The 18694-nt window shown below is 30.7% G+C and carries 16 protein-coding genes; 11 read left to right on the forward strand and 5 right to left on the reverse strand.

Going from position 1 to position 18694, the window contains the following annotated elements:
- Positions 1 to 62: 62 nt before the first annotated feature.
- Positions 63 to 1439, forward strand: a complete 1377-nt coding sequence (locus tag IMX26_RS15400; protein WP_195159243.1) for an MATE family efflux transporter — start codon at positions 63 to 65, stop codon at positions 1437 to 1439.
- A gap of 141 nt (positions 1440 to 1580) precedes the next feature.
- On the opposite strand, the gene IMX26_RS15405 is transcribed toward IMX26_RS15400, so the two are convergent.
- Entirely contained in the window at positions 1581 to 2255 is a 675-nt protein-coding gene (locus tag IMX26_RS15405; protein WP_195159244.1) for an HD domain-containing protein, read from the reverse strand.
- 315 nt (positions 2256 to 2570) lie between these two features.
- Here IMX26_RS15405 and rlmD point away from each other — a divergent pair, with 315 nt between their 5' ends.
- Positions 2571 to 3944, forward strand: coding sequence for a 23S rRNA (uracil(1939)-C(5))-methyltransferase RlmD (gene rlmD, locus IMX26_RS15410; RefSeq protein ID WP_195159245.1), 1374 nt, complete (start codon positions 2571 to 2573; stop codon positions 3942 to 3944).
- A gap of 324 nt (positions 3945 to 4268) precedes the next feature.
- Here the strand turns inward: rlmD and IMX26_RS15415 are convergent, their stop codons facing one another.
- A complete protein-coding gene (locus IMX26_RS15415) occupies positions 4269 to 6047 on the reverse strand; it encodes an AAA family ATPase (protein ID WP_195159246.1) in 1779 nt (592 codons plus the stop codon).
- 127 nt (positions 6048 to 6174) lie between these two features.
- Between IMX26_RS15415 and IMX26_RS15420 the strand changes: the two genes are divergently transcribed.
- Genes IMX26_RS15420 through IMX26_RS15430 form a run of 3 tightly spaced genes read left to right on the forward strand, consistent with a single transcriptional unit; the run spans position 6175 to position 8294 of the window.
- The gene (locus tag IMX26_RS15420; RefSeq protein WP_195159247.1) at positions 6175 to 6795 is read left to right on the forward strand and encodes a hypothetical protein; all 621 of its coding nucleotides are present in this window, start codon (positions 6175 to 6177) and stop codon (positions 6793 to 6795) included.
- A gap of 59 nt (positions 6796 to 6854) precedes the next feature.
- Positions 6855 to 7727 carry a hypothetical protein gene (locus IMX26_RS15425; RefSeq protein WP_195159248.1) on the forward strand — a complete coding sequence of 291 codons (873 nt, stop codon included), beginning with the start codon at positions 6855 to 6857 and terminating at the stop codon, positions 7725 to 7727.
- 18 nt (positions 7728 to 7745) lie between these two features.
- Positions 7746 to 8294, forward strand: a complete 549-nt coding sequence (locus tag IMX26_RS15430) for a hypothetical protein (RefSeq protein ID WP_195159249.1) — start codon at positions 7746 to 7748, stop codon at positions 8292 to 8294.
- A 248-nt stretch (positions 8295 to 8542) separates the two neighbouring features.
- On the opposite strand, the gene IMX26_RS15435 is transcribed toward IMX26_RS15430, so the two are convergent.
- Both IMX26_RS15435 and IMX26_RS15440 read right to left on the reverse strand, forming a co-directional pair.
- A complete protein-coding gene (locus IMX26_RS15435; protein WP_195159250.1) occupies positions 8543 to 8839 on the reverse strand; it encodes a hypothetical protein in 297 nt (98 codons plus the stop codon).
- Positions 8840 to 8959: 120 nt separating this feature from the next.
- The gene (locus IMX26_RS15440) at positions 8960 to 9139 is read right to left on the reverse strand and encodes a CopG family transcriptional regulator (RefSeq protein WP_195159251.1); all 180 of its coding nucleotides are present in this window, start codon (positions 9137 to 9139) and stop codon (positions 8960 to 8962) included.
- Positions 9140 to 9538: 399 nt separating this feature from the next.
- Between IMX26_RS15440 and IMX26_RS15445 the strand changes: the two genes are divergently transcribed.
- From IMX26_RS15445 to IMX26_RS15470, 6 genes are all read left to right on the forward strand, one after another.
- Positions 9539 to 10105 (forward strand): CD3072 family TudS-related putative desulfidase, encoded by a 567-nt coding sequence (locus tag IMX26_RS15445; RefSeq protein WP_195159252.1) that lies wholly within the window; start codon positions 9539 to 9541, stop codon positions 10103 to 10105.
- A gap of 1 nt (position 10106) precedes the next feature.
- Positions 10107 to 11165 carry an ABC transporter ATP-binding protein gene (locus IMX26_RS15450; protein WP_195159253.1) on the forward strand — a complete coding sequence of 353 codons (1059 nt, stop codon included), beginning with the start codon at positions 10107 to 10109 and terminating at the stop codon, positions 11163 to 11165.
- Positions 11166 to 12056 (forward strand): sugar ABC transporter permease, encoded by an 891-nt coding sequence (locus tag IMX26_RS15455; RefSeq protein WP_195159254.1) that lies wholly within the window; start codon positions 11166 to 11168, stop codon positions 12054 to 12056.
- A gap of 32 nt (positions 12057 to 12088) precedes the next feature.
- On the forward strand, positions 12089 to 12925 hold the full coding sequence (locus tag IMX26_RS15460) for a carbohydrate ABC transporter permease (RefSeq protein ID WP_195159255.1): 837 nt from the start codon (positions 12089 to 12091) through the stop codon (positions 12923 to 12925).
- Between the two features lie 23 nt (positions 12926 to 12948).
- On the forward strand, positions 12949 to 14265 hold the full coding sequence (locus IMX26_RS15465) for an ABC transporter substrate-binding protein (RefSeq protein ID WP_195159256.1): 1317 nt from the start codon (positions 12949 to 12951) through the stop codon (positions 14263 to 14265).
- Positions 14266 to 14598: 333 nt separating this feature from the next.
- Positions 14599 to 15693: a hypothetical protein gene (locus IMX26_RS15470; protein ID WP_195159257.1), complete on the forward strand. Its 1095-nt coding sequence runs from the start codon at positions 14599 to 14601 to the stop codon at positions 15691 to 15693.
- Between the two features lie 241 nt (positions 15694 to 15934).
- On the opposite strand, the gene IMX26_RS15475 is transcribed toward IMX26_RS15470, so the two are convergent.
- Complete coding sequence (locus tag IMX26_RS15475) at positions 15935 to 18679, reverse strand: M56 family metallopeptidase (RefSeq protein ID WP_243259369.1); 2745 nt, start codon at positions 18677 to 18679, stop codon at positions 15935 to 15937.
- Positions 18680 to 18694: the final 15 nt, after the last annotated feature.

Consider the following 18694-nt stretch of genomic DNA (forward strand, 5'->3'; position numbering starts at 1 on the left):
TTAATTTACCACTAGTTATTGATAATAATAATTATTATTAATAAGCTAAGAAAAAAGAGGAGATGAGAATAGTGAATAGCAAAACTAAAATTATGGGTGAAGCTAAGGTATCTACAGCACTGTTAAAGTTTGGATTGCCAGCAACTATAGGATTGCTTGTTACCGCTTTATACAACTTTGTAGATGCTATTTTTGTGGGTGGTTTAGGAACAAGTGCAATGGGTGCAGCTTCAATATCGTTTCCTATATCAATGGTTATTATAGGGTTAGGATTAACACTGGGTAGTGGAGTAGCTTCATATATTTCAAGATTGTTAGGTAAAAAAAACATTGAGCAAGCTAGTAAAGCTGCGTCTACTGCATTTTTTAGTAGCTTATTATTAGGCACAATAGTCATTGTGCCGTCAATAATATTTTTAGAGCCATTATTAAAGCTTTTTGGTGCTACTGCAACAATACTTCCTTATGCAAAGGATTATGCTTATATCTTTATAAGTGGATCAATATTAAATGTTATTAATGTAACTATGAACAATATAATAAGAGCTGAAGGGGCAGCCAAAACAAGTATGAAAGCCTTAGTACTAGGTTCGGTTCTTAATATTATTTTGGATCCAATATTCATTTATACCTTTAATTTTGGGATTAAAGGTGCAGCAATTGCAACGGTTATTTCACAGGCTGCCAGTACTTTATTACTATTTAAGTACTTTGCAAGCCCCAAAAGCATTGTAAAAATTTCATTAAAGAATTTTACTGCTACTAAAATAATCTTAGGGCAAATTTTAAAAGTTGGTACACCCGATTTAGTATTTCAGTTATTATCAAGTGCTTCAATGGGGTTAATTAATACTGCAGCTGCTCCCTATGGTGATGCAGCAGTAGCCTCAATGGGAATAGTTAATAGAATCTTTGCAATTGGTAGCTTTATAATATTTGGTTTCTTTAAAGGATTTCAGCCCCTTGCTGGTTATAACTATGGTGCAAAGAACTATAGTAGATTAAAAGAAATAAAAAATACTGCTCTAAAATGGACAACCATATTGTGTTTTTTGGTGGCACTTGTTCAAATTGTATTTGCCAAACAAATAGTAGCAATGTTTAGTAACGACACTCAAGTAATTGAGTTAGGTATCAAAGCTTTAAGAGCGTATAGTATTATGTTTCCATTGTTTGGATACCAAACCCTTTACAAAACGTTATTCTTATCTATGGGCAAAGCCAAAGAGGGCGGTATTCTTAGTATAAGTAGACAAGGAATATTTTTTATACCTATTGTATTCCTTTTACCAAGATTAATTGGTCTTAACGGCATTATATTTTCACAAGCAATAGCAGATCTATTAACAGTAATATTTACTTGGCTACTATCTATTAAATTAAATAAATACCTTACACAACAAATAGAACCTAGCTTAACTGCAAGTAGTTTAGATTAGTAAATTTTGTTATATAACTATAACATTGCAGTAGGGGACGCATTGTATGCGTCCCGAGTTTGGCATTAATTATGGTCTCTATCTTCGACTGCCACAGAAATATTATGTATGTAATCATAAAATAATAGTTAAGGATTTACTTTATTTGACACCTTCTATTTCTAAATTTAATCTATTAAAATATTCTTCCATAAATTTAAGTCTTTCTCTACCAATCTCTTTTGCTTTCTCTGTGTATAATTTTTCAGGTATTTTTTTAAACTTTATTTCATATTCAATAAAAGGTGTATGCTTAGAAACGTCTTTTAATCTTCCGTTATCAACAGTATTGTTTTTTAAATAATCATTAAGTGACTGATTTATTGTTAGTTTTTGTCCAAATTGCCCCGCTAACATAAAAGTACGAGCAATTCCAGTTGCACCGATAATATCAAGTTTATCCGAATCAAAAAGTATTTTTGCTTCTATTGTTTTAGGTTCATTTCCAGTTCTATATCTATGTGCTACAACACAGTGCTTTATCTTCTCAATTTTATCTTCTTCATACTCTAAATTTTTTAATATATCCTCTGCAATTACACTACCTAAAACAGCATGGTCAATTTTTCCCGATTTATCTTGACTCTCTTCAACCCTCGCAATATCATGCAATAATGCAGAAGGAATAAGCACTTCTAAATCAACAGTAGATTCATATTTTGCGAGTAATAAACAAAGATTATAAACCCTAAGTACATGGTCTAAATTATGTGCGGAACAACTTAATCTGTGTTGAACAATTTCTAAAATTTTTTTATGTTTCATGTCACTATTCATTTACATTACCCCCGTTTGTTTAAATGAGTATATTAACAATAACAAACATATGTTCTGTCGTCAATTTTTACTTACATTATTGCAATAATTATTTAGGGCAGGTTTGGGTTTAGAAACGGACAACTTAAAACTTCAAGAAGAAACTCATACCTCAAAAGTTGAGGATTCTACACATAAGATAGAATTAATTAACCAACTTCTTAAATTAGTTGCTAAACACGAGCAGGAATCAAGGCTTTACTTGCAGATAAAACACATTTGCACTACAATTAACTAGAATACTAAGCGCCTTGTTTTTCAAGCGAAAGGAAAAATATGAAAAAACAAATACCTGTAAACATTAATGAAAAATACACAGTAATAATAGATAGCTTAAGCCATAGCGCTGAAGGAGTAGCACGGTATGATGGATTCACAATATTTGTACCCAATGCCATACCAGGTGATGAGGTAGAGGTAACAATAATCTCAACCAAAAAGAACTATGCCCGAGCCCTTATCACTAAAATAATAAAACCCTCGTCTAATCGTATTTCTGCAAAATGTGAGGTGTACGAAAACTGTGGAGGATGTCAATTACAGCATTTAAAATATCAAGAACAATTAACCCTAAAACAAAAACTTGTTAAAGAAACACTTACAAGAGTGGGTGGTTTAGATGATATTTCTGTTGCTCCAGTTACAGGTATGAATGACCCTTGGCAATGTAGAAATAAATCTAGTTTTCCAGTAGGTGGACAAACTGGTGATGTTACCATGGGTTTCTACCAAAATCGTACTCATAACATTATAGATATTACTAATTGTGCTATACAACATCCCTTAATAGATAAAGCCTTAGTTATAATAAAAGAGCAGTTAAATCAGCTCAACATAGCACCCTATAATGAAGAAAGCCATAAAGGTATAATTCGTCATGTTGTAGTTAGAGTTGCTCCAGGCACCAAAGAAATATTGGTAGTATTAGTAGCAACAAAAGATATAGGGCAACCATTTCGACAATTAGCAACAAACATTTCCCAGGAAATGTCGGATATTAAGGGCGTAATGTTAAATATTAATAATAAACGCACAAATGTAATTATGAGTGATGTAGAAATATTACTTTTCGGAAGAAAGTATATTATGGATAAATTGTTAGGCAAAACATTTATAATTTCTGCTAAATCCTTTTACCAAGTAAACGCTGTACAAACCCCAGTTTTATATCAACAGGCTATTAGTAAAGCTAATTTACAAGGTAATGAAATAGTCGTAGACGCCTACTGTGGAACAGGCACAATTGGTTTAATGTTAGCCGAAAAAGCCCAAAAAATAATAGGTGTAGAAATAGTTCCAGCAGCTATTAAAGACGCAAAATTCAACGCAAAACTTAACGGCATAACTAATGCTAAATTTTATGTAGGAAAAGCCGAGCAAAAAATACCTAAACTAGTTGAAAAAGGACTAGAGCCAGATATAGTAGTAGTAGACCCTCCACGTAAAGGCTGTGGTGAAGCACTACTACAGGCTATCTGTGAAGCAGAAGTTAAAAAAATAGTCTATGTCTCTTGTAATCCCTCTACCTTAGCTCGAGATTTAAAATATTTAATTGAGCACGGCTATGAGGTTGAGGGCGAGGTTGGAGTTGTTGATATGTTTCCACATTCGGGGCATGTTGAGAGTGTTGTGGGGTTGGTTAGGGATTAACTTTCAATCCACGGTCGCTTCCACAATTGTTCCAGCTCTTCGTCGAACAAAAAAATATCCAAAAACATATATTAGCTCATATTATGTTTGTGGATATTTTTTTTACTCCTAAATCTGAAACAATTCTGAAAGCCACGGTAGAATGATACGTTGAGGTGGTTAGGGTTGAGGCTCCCATAATTAATCCTATTACTGCTGATTTTAAATATTTTTATAAGGTAAGATATTTTACTACCGTAAAAATCACTGTCATACACAAAATCCTCGCAAAGATAGATTTTATCTAATTTGCGAACTAGTCTTGTAACCATGATTTTTCTTATGCTATTTTTTATCATTAGGTTCGTTAATCTTAATGTTATCAAGCTCGAGAAAATTTTCTAAATTTTTAGGAAAGATCTCAATACCGAAACTAGTTAGTTTATTGATAGTATTCCATACACCTACACTGTTTTTATCATTTGACTCATAACCAATCACATCTTCTAACTTTGGAATATTGAAATGAATATTATCCTTGCCTGCTTCATTTATAAGCTTCCAGTTAGTTGTAATCATACCTTTATTAGTCGTTGGACTACGTTTAGCACCTTTATTATTGTATTCTTCTAGTTCCTCAATTTTATTAATATAAAAATTACTTGCTTTTAATTCTTCTTCTGTTTTGAAATTTAATTTATTAATAATATTATTACTAAAATCTAGGTCATTAACTACAAAGTAGTCTATACCTAAGTGTTTACAAAGTCTAATAAGCACTAAAGCTGTTATTTTCCCGTAATGAGGTATTATAGATATATTATTAAAGTTTAAATACGTTTCAGCGTATTTTTTATCTTTTGTAATAGACAATACTTTGCTCTGGATTATATGATTGTACACCATAATATCATTAGGTCCTTCTACTAATAACACTTTTCTACTGAAAATGATTTTATTTAAACTTGGTTTAATAATCTTTATATAATTATTGAAGTCATTTATTTCATTAAGAAACTCATCTTTTTCATGAAGATCATCAAAATTGCCCTTTGCATTATTATAAGTAACCTCAGTTTGCCTTTTTCCCTCATCAAACTCAAGTCGAATAAGGCCTTTTGTATCAAATATATCAATCATCTTATCTGAATGGGTTGTATAAATAACTTGGTGTCCATTTTCAGATAAACCACAAAGGACTGTTTTATAGAAGTACTCTTGATGATTTTCATGAAGAAAACTCTCTGGTTCTTCAAAGAGAAAGAGACATTTATCGTCTTTACTTGTTTCTGCAATAGCTTGTATAATAGCCATTACAAACATTGAAATATATCCATCTCCAAAGTGACTTATAGGTATCAAATTTTCAGTGTCTCCATTTAGTCCTATTTTAAAGATCATATCTAGGAAGATATCCTCATAAGCAGGTAGACTAAAATCAATATTACAATTATTGTTTCTAAGATTTTTTGAATAATTAGTTTGAACTTTGTCAATAAAGGATTTTAGTAAAGAGTCTTTCAGGATGTTCTTTGTTGATTTTTTAATTTCTTCTTGAAAGTCATTTTTCTTGCTTATCATTTCTTGATCTGTATCTACTATATACTTAATATGTTTTGCTAGGAATGAACTGAGATTACCCCAACTAGTTTTCTTAGTATTCATTTCATTTTTAATTTCATGAAAATTGATGTAGAATATTTTGTAATATTTTGATGCTCCATAAGCTGTATAGTTAATTTCTTTTTTTGAATTATATGATTCTATTTTAGCACTTTCAATTTCACTACCATCAAGTTTTATTATAAGATAATGATAACCAGCTAAATTAGCAAATTTACCGTTTTCTTTTGTTTCTTTACTACTACTTATTCCAGTTACTATGTAAGGTATTCTACTATAATCTCTATTGTGAAAATCATCTATTGTGAATGTATTTTTATTTATATGTTTAGCTGTTATCCCATATAATATTGCATTAAGTAAGTTCGTTTTACCAGAGTTATTATATCCTACAATGGAAATTGGTTTTTTATAATTGTCATCTGGGAAAATAATACTTTTTATATCTCCAAAAGATCTATAATTTTTTACTTGAATACCATTGATTCTTATTTTACTCATATAAATACTCCAAATTAATAATTTTTAATTGATGGTATTAACATTTACTACCAACTATATTACAATACTTGGTAGAGACAATCAAATAGTTATAGTAATAATTATAAATAAGAAGGTGATGGGTTATATGAACTATAAGCTTAATAAAAAACAGGTCTTTGAATTATTCATTGCTCTTGCAACAATACTAATATCTATATTGGGTAGTTTTGGTATTGCATTCTATCAAAATAAAGCTGCAGAAAAAACTGTATTCCTTCAAAATAAGTATGAAATAGGAAGAGAATTCATCAGCAAGGCAAAACAATTCGAGATTATAAGAAGACAATACTATATGGAGTATTTTAGGTTAGAATTACGCAGTTTGCTTTTTGAGAATAATTACTATGATGAGCTAACTTCAAAAATGCATTTAATTGAGAAGATAGATAGGAAAATTAATGAAAAATATGATAGTAAATACATAATTTTAGGTGCTGAAGTTTACTCTCTTTTACAAGTTATACCAAAATACTATAATGATATAGATAAGACACTTATAGATGAGAGTATAAACGCTTTGGGTGATTCCTATGGTTATGATGAATCTCTAATAGAAAAAAAATGTAAAGAGCTATCAATTGATATTACAGATGGTGGCGAGTTTTATGATAAGTTAAAGGAGTATATTGAAAAGAAATATAAAGATGAGTTTTCAGATATAGCAAATAAGATCAAAAACGAAATTGTTAAAAGCATATCAAAATAAGTATCTAGGAGGAGATTCCGATTAGTAACTATCTAAGTAATATTAAAGCAGTATTAAACATGTATTGGCCACGTTCAGAAATAGAGAATGATGTGATATCTGTAAGATGTGTATTATTTGACAGACTAGTACATGATTTGCAAAATGACGAACATTGTAACAAAAAATTAGTAACAATAGACAATAAGAAAGATTTACTTAACCTATATGATAGAGACGAAGATTTTAAAAGTATTTTTAATGAGATAATCGAGCAAACATATAAAGATTTTTCTATGTTTATCACTAAGTATGGTGGATACAATGGTTTGTTTATATATTCATTAATGAATGCAGAATTTTCTGTAGATAAGTATAAACTAGCATGTGATAATATAAAGTCATGGTATTTTAGTGATAGAGCTCACAGTTATAACTCATTACGTAGAGTTCCCGTCGGTGGTGGACCGGATGTTAGTAGTTTGATGAGGGAGTTTTTCTCTGATAGCATTAAAACTTTAATTATGAACTGGATAGGTAAAGGAGCAAAGAAGGTTTTAAATGTAGTTTTAGATAAGGTAAGAGGAGAAACTTTTTTACCAGCTAGTGTTGAGCAATTATTTGGAGAAAAATATAGTATAGAAGAAATTAAATATATGCTAGGTAGTTCATATAAAGATCAATTATATATCTTTGAATTAAGCATTGAGGATATTGATAATATAGAAAATATATGCAAAAGTAGTTTACAGAACTTTTTGAGTAGTTTTGGGTCAGAAGAGTTGAAAGCATTAAATGCAATACAAAAATATGAGAGTTATGATAAAAAAGTAGTTAGCAAACTACTTAAGAATGACTATATAAGTATGGTGCAGTTCAATAGAGATATCACCCAGTTAGCAATTTTTCAAAAAAATGAAGATGAGTTTGATGGCGTTAGTCTTTATAATTAAATGAAAGGGAGCAGACTAATGGGTTATAGAATACGAACTTTTAAAAATTTACCAAAACATTTTAACTTTTATTTTATTCTGATTGGAGATTACAGTAATTGTGACAAGATTAATAATTTATTCAATCAAGATTTCGATAAGATTGCTGATAGACTAGAGACTTCAGCTATTGTAAAAAGTGTAAGCAACAGATCACTTGATGAAGAAGTTTATAAAGCATTTGAGAAAATAATTAATGATAAAAACCATCATTATAATAATCTTATTTCATCACTTGAAAGTAGCTATCCTGGACTACTAATATTAGACTGTCATCCAGATAATATTAATGATAAATCATTGTTACTATTTATTACATTTGATACATTAAATAATGAATATACATCGAATAATGAGTTGATAAAAGATCTAGTTGATCTAGCTAAAAAAATTAATACTAATATAATAAATAGGTTCAGTAAGAAAAAAGGTTTTTTAACTAGATTTTTTGATAGTATGATATTAGAGCCAAATTTTTTTGGTTTTGGATTTAATCTTAAAGAGATACTTAACATTAAAAGTAAATAAATTGCAAAAATTATGACAGACAGTGGGGACAGTCCCGTCTGTCAGGTTACATTGAAGACACTTAAAATCACTCGGGTATTTTAACCGGTAACTAAAAAAACTCACTCTTATATACAAGTGAGTTTTTTACTTCTCTAGTATTTCAAACGGATACCAAAGGTATACACACTACGCGAACTAAGTGAGCACACTACGTAATTAATTTATCAATTACACACCACACGAAGCGAAGCAAGTACACCACTCTTTTACAATACCCCCATTACCCGAAGCAATTTCACACAGTTTTTGTAGCCTGCTAGGTAAAGAGCATCTTGGGCATTTTGTATTAATTGTTGTTGCTTATTTATGTATTCATTTATAAATTCTTTGTCTTTATTATTTAAGTTATTAATTATTATATTGTATTTATCTTTATTAGTCTCCAAAAAGCATTTTAGCTCTTGGCTTTCTAAATCTGTTTTCAAAAAGTCATTTTTTACGTGTTTCAACATATTGGCTGTAAAGTCTTCAAAATAATAACCAAAATCTGTTAACGATTTCATTGTGTTATACCTCCGTATCTTGTATAACTACCTACAACAGGGTATAATAAATTTACCTCTATCTTAGGATAGTTGGTGTTAAAAATAAGAGTTTTGTCTTCTTTGAGGGGAGCAGAACTCTTATTTTTTTGTTAGGTCATCGTATATTCTAGTTACACCTTCTCTAAGTATTTGAGATTTACTAATCTTCAACTCTTCACTACAATAAATAAGCTTATGCTCTGTATCTTCATCAATTCTAAACTTAATAGTTTTGTTTTTAGGCGAATTAGTAGGACGACCACGTTTTCTTTTCTCCACTATTATTCTCACCTACCTTTATTGTGGGGACTTATTATAGTTTAACTTATGTGGGGTCAAAAATCAATAGGAAATGTTTAGTTCTATGAAGCTCCAATAATCAAGCCTAGCTCTGTGTTGTACGCAAACAAATGCCAAAAGATATATTATCTCATATTATTTTTTTGGTATTTTTTTACTATTACTTAATACCTATACTGGAATAGGGGTTAAACATAAAGCAGAGTATTGTGTTTAAAACAGAATACTGGTATACTTTAACATCGAAAAATCTTATCGAAAAGATAAATTATTTTTATAGTCTTAACTATAACTATTAAAATATACTATTGGTTAAATATTTCGGATACCAGTATACTAGTTTAGTAATTTAAAAATATATTAAAAAGGTGACTCAATATGAATGATAATAGGATAATTATAATTTCTCACTGTGTTTTTAATGAATTATCTAAGGTTAGGTCTGAAGTGAAAAAAGAATACGATAGTGTGGGAAACTTAATTAATAGATTAATCGAAGAAAAGGTAGGATTCATACAGCTTCCGTGTCCTGAAACTTATTGTTATGGACTAAAGCGTTGGGGTCATACTGTAGAGCAGTTTGATAATCCTTATTATCGTGAGACTTGTGAAAAGCTTTTTGATACAACATTAAATATGATAAAGAACCACATTGCTGTGGGTGATAAAATAGTATGTTTAGCAGGTATTGCAGGTAGTCCTTCTTGTGGAGTAGAGAGTACGTGTAGTAGTGACTTATGGGGAGGGGAACTTGGCAGTAAGAAAGATATAGCCAAAACTATATCCGATGTTAGCAGAGTTCAAGGAAAAGGTGTTTTTATAGATGTCATCCAGAGCATACTTGATGAAAATAATATTAAAATCCCCATGATTGAATATAATAGAAAAGAATTAGGCAAATTTGAAGAAGACATTTTTAAATTATTAAATGTAGAGGATAATTAATATGCATATAGCTATTAATAATCTATCTGTTCATTTTAAAAATGTTAAAGCTGTAGATAAATTAAGTGTAAATATAGCTGAGGGGCAGCTTGTGAGTATTCTTGGACCTAGTGGTTGTGGCAAGAGTACTACCCTATTTGCTATTGCAGGACTATATAGAGTTACTGCCGGTGAAATATCATTTAGAGGCAACGTTGTAAATAGTATTTCAGCAGACAAAAGAGGTATTGGTATGGTATTTCAGGATTATGGACTATATCCCCATATGACTGTAAAGAAGAACATTGAATTTCCTCTAAAAATGAAAAAAATGAATAAAAGTATAATTAATGAAAAAGTAATGGATATAGCAAAACTTGTTAGGGTAGATGACTTGCTAGACAGAAAGCCAAGTCAACTTTCTGGTGGGCAAAAGCAGAGAGTTGCCATTGCCAGGGCTCTGGTTAAAGAGCCAGAAATATTACTTTTAGATGAGCCTTTGTCTAATTTAGATGCAGATCTTAGGATTGAATTGAGACGTGAAATTAGACGTATTCAAAAAACTTTAGGAATTACTACTTTGTTTGTAACCCATGATCAGGAAGAGGCTGTTAGCATATCCGATAAGATTATCTTGATGAAAGACGGAAAACTACAGCAGTTTGGAACTGTTGAAGATATATACTATAAACCAAAAAATTTATTTGTGGCAAAATTCTTAGGCAATCCTAAGATAAATATTTTTGATGTAAATGTTAAAGAGCAAAATGTTACTTTTAAAGATGTAGAAACTATTAATTATAGAGATGAAAGTATAACAAAAGATGGAAATTACGTAGCTGGTATTAGACCTGAAAACATAAGGGTTTCAACATATGAAGGGCATGGAGTATGTGCTACTTTATCTGAATATGAAAGACGAGGAAGAGATTATTTACTTCATGTGGACATAGCTGGTAACTGCTTTAGATGTTATTACAACGGAGAAAATAAAATAAAAATAGGACAGAAGCTAAAGTTAGATTTTGATATTTCGAAAATGAAATATTTTAAACATGATACTGGATTGAAGGTAACTTAAATGAATAATAATAGTAAAGTAAAAGAATTATTACGGGCACTACTTTATTTATTCCCCGCATTACTAATTATTCTTGTATTTCATATTTATCCGGTTGTTAAGACTTTAGATATGAGTTTTTATACTAAGTTTAATTACTACAAGAATATTGTATTCGAACGTGGGCTTGACAACTATCAATATCTTATTAATGATAGTGAGTTCTGGATAGCTTTAAAAAATACTCTTATGTTTGTAATAGGAGTTGTACCTTTGTCGATAGCATTATCTCTAATTATTGCTTTGCTTTTGAGCAAAAACAGTGTTATGAATAAAATTTTAAGAAGTGTTTACTTTATACCTTTTGTAACATCAACAGTTGCAATATCTGCAGTTTGGAGATGGATATTTCACTCAGAGTTTGGTATTTTAAATTATCTTATTGGCTTAGTAGGATTTGATAAGGTTAAATGGCTTACTGATCCTAAGTGGGCTCTTGTTAGTCTTATAATACTTTGTGTATGGAAAGGACTAGGATATAACATAGTCATTCTTTTGGGTGGTCTGAAAAACATTGATCAGCAATATAACAATGCAGCCCTTATTGATGGAGCAAGTTGGTGGAAGCGAATGATTCATATAACTATACCATTGTTATCACCATCAATTTTTTTCGTATCAATTATGACTATGATTAGTTCGTTTAAGGTTTTTGATGAAGTATATATTCTTTTTGACAAGATGCCGGGGCCGCTAAATTCATGTATGACTATGGTTTATTATATATATGATAAATTTGCAAACAAATATATGTATGGAATCGCAGCAGCGGCAGTATATATATTATTTGCCATAGTATTAATTTTTACACTTTTTCAAATGTATCTTGGTAAAAAGAAGGTCCATTATTAGTTGATAGAAATAGGTTGAGGCAGGTAAAGATTATGAAGTTTTGTCGTAAAAATAATGAACAAAATAGTATTTTAGGTAAAGTACTGATTTTGATTGGTGCAGTTATTACTTTATTTCCATTTATATGGATGATAAGTACTTCTCTAAAAACTGGTCAACAAGTATATGAAATGCCACCTAAACTAATCACTACAACTCCGCAATTCTCAAACTATTTGGAGGTTTTAAAAAGAGTTCCCTTTGAAAAGTATTTTTGGAATAGTGTGTTTGTATCACTTATGGTTACTATTGGGACCTTAGTGACTTCAATTCTGGCAGCTTTTGCTTTTTCAAGAATAAAGTTTTTCGGAAGAGATGTTATTTTTTCAATATTTTTAGCAACTATGATGGTTCCAGGCGAGGTGCTGGTAATACCAAATTATGTTACCTTAGCAAAACTAGGCTGGATAAATACAAGACTTGCCCTTATTGCACCGTGGATGGTAAGTGTTTTTGCTATTTTTCTTATGAGGCAATATTTCTTAGGAATTCCTGAGTCTTATTATTATTCAGCAAAAATAGATGGGTGTAATGACTTTACTTATCTATGGAGAATTATGGTTCCTTTGGCTAAGCCAGCAATTCTTACTATTGCACTTTTAAAGGTTATATATAGTTGGAATGAATTTTTATGGCCGCTTTTAGTGACAAATACTCCTGAAATGAGAACACTTCCAGTAGGATTAGCTGTGTTCTCTACTGAAGCAGGTACTTTATATCATCTTCTTATGGCAGCAGCAGCTATGATAATTTTGCCAATATTGATTCTGTATTTTGCACTCAGCAAACATATCATAAACGGAGCTGTAAAGAGTGGTATTAAGGGATAAATTATATGAACGGAGGAAGTAATATGAAAGCAACTAAAAAACTAATTGTATTAATTTCTGTACTATGCATGATGGTATGTATGTCTGCATGTACTGGAAATACAAGTGCTCCAGAAGTAAAACCATTAGAAATCGAATTTTGGCATGCATTAACTGGAGGAAATGAAGAAGCTCTTACATCAATAGTAAATAATTTTAACTCTGAGAATGAAGATGTAAATGTTAAACTAGTTTACCAAGGTCATTACAAAGAATTATTCCAAAAACTAGATGGTGCAGCTCAGGCTGATCAATTACCAGAGTTAACAATGATTTTTCCAAATAGAATGACTGCCTATATAATGAATGGCTTTGCGGAGGATCTTACTAATTACATTAATAATCCAGAAATTGGATTTACAAAAGAGGATATAGCTGACATCCCTTCAGTATTTATGAAAGGTATTTGGGATGGTAAAACATATACACTACCATGTAATAAAAGTGCCTATGAATTATTCTACAATGAAAATATGTTAGCAGAAAAAGATATTGAAGTACCAACTACTTGGAAAGAATTAAGAGATGCTTCTAAAAAATTAACAGTAGATACTGATAAAGATGGAGTTAATGATATAGTTGGACTTGCTCTTAATAGATCTGCAGGTATCGATTTTAGTTTTTGGGTTGAACAAGCAGGTGGACACTTATTAAGTGAAGATGAGTCAACATTATTATTTAACTCAGATGCTGGTATTGAGGCTTTTAACTTTGTATCTGGTATGGCTAACGATGGTATACTTAAAATTGTAAATGAAGATAAATATGCTTACGCACCGTTTGCAAGAAAAGAAGCTGCTATGATAATTACTTCTACATCAAAAGTTCCAGCTTTACAAGACGCAATTGGAGATAGTGATTTAAAATGGAATGCAGCAGAACTTCCCTCACATAAGAATAAAGCGGTATTATTTACAGGAACTGATATGGCAATGTTCAATACCCACACTGATGAAGAAAAACTAGCAGCATGGAAGTTTATGAAATACTTCATGAGCAAGGAGCAAACTGTGAAGTGGGGTATGAACTCAGGATATTTACCTTTAAGATATTCTGCTCTTGATTCAGAGGCTTTCAAAGAATTCATGAAAGAAAATCCCAGTAAGGCTGTAGCTGTAAAAAGCTTTGAATATGGATTTAGAGATCCTAAAGTATTAAACGGATATTCAATTCATAGCAATATGCAAAAGGCTTTAGAAGAAGTTTTACAAGGAGTAAAAACAAGTAAAGAAGCACTAGATGATGCCAAAGATCAAGCCAGAAAAGAACTTGATGAAGCAAAGAAAAACTTTGGAAAATAGAAAAAGCAAGCTGTCTCATTAGCATAAAATCAAAATGCTAGTGAGGCAGCTTTTTTTCATTTAAAAACATAAATTATGTGGTTAAAAAATAAAGACGCCAAACAAAATAACATTACTAATGCCGAATTTCACGTAGACAAAGCCGAAAAAATCATCCCCCAGCTAGTAAAAAAAGCACTAAAACCCAATATAGTAGTAGTAGACCCCCCCTCGATCCCAAAATTGAGTATTCAGTTTTTGATTATTTACTTTACTTACAAAGAAGTTGTCAAAGTGCTTAATTATTATGTATAATCCAATTTAAGGGAAGAAAAAACTAAAAGGAGAAATTTTATGCAAAAAACAATGGGGGACATGGCAAAATTCTTGAAACAACTAATACCAGTGAATATTCCTGAAACATATACAATCAATTCTATGTTTAGAAATATTTCAGACGAAGAGCACATACGAAAAGGTGTCTTTGCTTTCAGAGATTTTCTATATCGACTTTGCGATTGTATAATTGCTGACAACAGATTATGTGACATACCTAAAAAAGGCAAGGAAAAGTTTTCAGACGAAACAACTTTAACAGTAGAATTTCCATTTATGAACAACCTCAGGAGTATATTACTAAATATAGGTCAGCAGGGTATCTTATCCGAGAAGGGTGATTCACTGTTGGTTAAAGGCTGGGATACGCTTAGTCTTAAAAGATCTTTAAATAAAAACTCAACTACAAAAATTTCTGTTCCGCAAATGATTAAAAGCATAAAATTTATGACTGAATGTGGTATTAATTTTAATGGTATTGATTTGAGCATTAAAAAGCCTGATATATCAAAAATTGAAGCAGTAAAAATTACATATCCTGATGATTCAATTATGCTACTAGGCTTAAAGGCCTTGGGCATTGCCCAGAATGAGTTATCTTCCCGTAAAAATGACGATATTTTACTGCGATGCGATTACAGGATGCTGAAAAACCAAGATACAGAAGTCGACTCTATAATGAAAGACTTTGTTTATCCGTTGTCTGAACCTTTGCAAGAATTCGTCTTAAATTTCCATCAACATTTTCTAAATTCGGGCATGAAATGTAATGTTGAACTAGGTAGTTTCTGTATTCATTTTTTCTACTCATATAAACGTAAAGCAATATGGAGGTTTTCCACCTCTTTGCATAACGGTTACCGTATCATCCTTAAAACAAAAAATACCTCAAAATATCCTGAAGTAATACAGAAGTTCCCTAAGTCTTTACAGGAAAAAATCTCAAAAGGATATGGATGTGATAGAAAATCAGGCACCGGCCATGGCAATTGCCAAAAAGGTTGTGAAGGGTTTAAATTTTCTTTGAATGAATCATTGCTTAATATAAGTCAAGAATTAAAAATGTGGTTAGATAGTGAGCTGGCATGTATGCAAAGAAAGAAGAAAGGTTAGAAAGTACCCTAGGTACTAGGGTGTGATTAGTGACTTGTGATAGAAAAAAATAATCAACCATTGGGGACAGTCCCCTTTGGTTGATTATGTCAAGAAAAACCCAACAAGCAACACTAATTTGGTCGAAAAAAACTTGTGCCAGACATAGTAATATTAGAGATTTAAAGAATAAGACTATTTTCATTTAGGGCCATTCGTTATTTGTATTGGGTAAGAACTTATGTAAGCTTACTTAATTTTTTTAGTCAATAAGCTCTATTTTTTGACCATCTTTGCTTCCGACAATAACTTGTAGTAATTCAGCAAATTGGTAATAACCTTTTTGAGGTTGTTCACTGCTAATGAAGATTTCACCGGTTATACAATCATAACGTTCAAGTTTTCTGTCTTGATTTTGATAGAGAATATATCGTCCACTTACACTAACAGTTGGTAAAATCTCGTTATTTTCATATAACTCGATTTCTTTATATACTTGCCATTTATCGACGTTTGTAAAATTATTACTTAGAAAAGCAATTGAATAGTCACTTATATAACTAATCGAACCATCTCTAAGCCATTTAATACTTAATGAACTTTCTAAGGAGTTGTGAATGTGGGTATAACTAATGGAATAATCAGGTTCAATAATTCCTAAGGTTTGACCTTCTTGATTACCGATGACAATAAAAGCAATTTTATTGTCATACATTGAAAAAACAGGTTTAATACCCCTTATATTAGTTTCAAAATCTTTTTTATAATTAACTTGTATTGTTTCATTAGTAATTAAATCATGTACAAAAAGTTCGTCACTAGCTGTTGTGTACACAAGCTTAGTTCCATTTGAGGAAATATCATAATCATACATTGTATTTGAGTCATAGTCTTTAACAATTTTCACTGTTTTTTCTACTTCATCATAGAGTAATAATTTATCAGCAGTGATTACTGCTAATAAGTCGTTGTTTAACCTTTTTACATTGTGTGGGCCTGTACTAGCAGTACCTTTGATGTTAAGGTCATGTACCTTTTCTTTTATTAAATCGTAACACAATACTTTTGAGGAGTCGTAAAAAACAATAATACTTTGTTTAAATATATAGAATTCTTCAACATGCAAATCTTGATCACATAAATAATTATTTAGTGGTGCCAGTTGAGTACTTAAATCCATTAAGTCAATAGTATTAGATTGTAAAAGCGATCCACTTAATAATGTTCCTATAACAAATTCCTTAGTATCTCGATTAAAAAATAAATAACTAGAATTGTCTTGGTACTCAACAATTGGCATAAATGATTGAACAGGGAGGCTTGTTAAATCAACAGGCATAGCTTGTGCAACACGAGTTGTATTTTCATTGCTTACGTAGACATCACCTGTTTTAATATGTTGAACTTTAAAATATGAATCTACATCACAATAGGCGATATAGTCTCCTGAAATAGTTAATGTAAAATCAATACTTGTTGGAATCTCTCCCTGCGCTTGATAATAAGCAACATACTCACCTAAAACATAAAGAGCAGATAAATCATCCTTAGGAATTGCAACAATTTTAGAATCCCCAATGATTTTAGTAGAACCAGTTGTTCTTTCATTTTTTTTAAATATAGTAGCTAGTAAATAGTCTTGATTTCTAAAGTCACCGTATTTAATTAAACAATCAAAGCCAGACAGCGCTTCGTTTGTTTTAAATTCTTTAGTATAAATAAGCTCTAAATCTTTAGTCAGATAAATGAGTAGTCCTTTAGTAAACTCAGTATTATATGCTAGTAAGGTAATCTCTTCTTCACCTTCACTGTAAAATATTGTATTTTCATAGCCGTAATCTTCACCAATCTTCTGTATTTGTCTATATGTTGATTGAAGAGGTTGGTTTGAATCTTTACTATTAGTTTTGTTAATTGCTTTCGAGTTTAGAATATCGTTAGCATCATTAACATGCTTTTCCATTGCTATATTTTCTCTATCTATTTTGTTATTTTTATTAGCATCTGATATTAAAACAATAGTAAGAACTACAATAACAGTAAGTCCTACAAGTCTAAGCTTCCCTGATAAATGTTTAAAGTTTAGTGCAGATTTAACTCGTGACTTTATATTTTTCTCGCCAAAGGCAACTAGCGGATTTATGCTCCAATGATTTTGATGAATGGACATCTTTAGTAAAGTTTTGGCATAATCTGTTTGATGTTTCTTATCATATTTCCGAAGAGCCTTTTCGTCACAAGAGAGCTCCATATCCTTCATGGCAACAAAAAAAGCTAGCCAAACAAGCGGATTAAACCAATGTATGCAGACCAGTAGTAATGACACTGGTTTTGCTAGATGGTCAAGTCTTTTTAAATGAGTTTGTTCATGAGCTATGATATAGCCTAGTTCTTCTTCATTAAACTTAAAATAGCTTGGAATAATAATTTTAGGATTAATCAATCCATGAATGATTGGAGAATCTACTTTATCAGACATATAAATAGGAGTCTTTAAATCGTCTTTAAATTTTGTAGCATCAATAAGTAATCTATAAAAATGAATATAATTTATTAGGAAAAACAAGAATAAAGCACACATAACAAATAGCCAGATAATTTTAACTATGTGAAAAAGTTTGTTAGTAACACTAACTTGAGTATCTTCAGCGATGTTTTGTTTATGATTAAATCTATCAGTTGCTATATTATTAGAATTAATCTGTGAATCTTTAATTATAGGCGATTCATTGTAGATAGCATTATTGCTTAAGATAATTGGATCATTTTCTAGCGCTAAATCATTGTTGTTTATGGTTAAATTTACACTGTTTTTAAGATTAATTATATTAAATATACTAAAATTACTTTCAATACTAACAGGCAATAAGAGTCTTAATAAAACTAGTGCCCATAAACTGTAAATAAAAGTTTTTGATAAGTGATGTTTTAATAATTGTCTTATCGCCAAAATGATGATAATAACAATAGAAGCAGAAAAGCTCATTGTTAATATAATTTGAAACATCTTAGACACTGTGTT

It is taken from the genome of Clostridium sp. 'deep sea' (assembly GCF_014931565.1).
Lineage (GTDB): Bacteria > Bacillota > UBA994 > PWPR01 > PWPR01.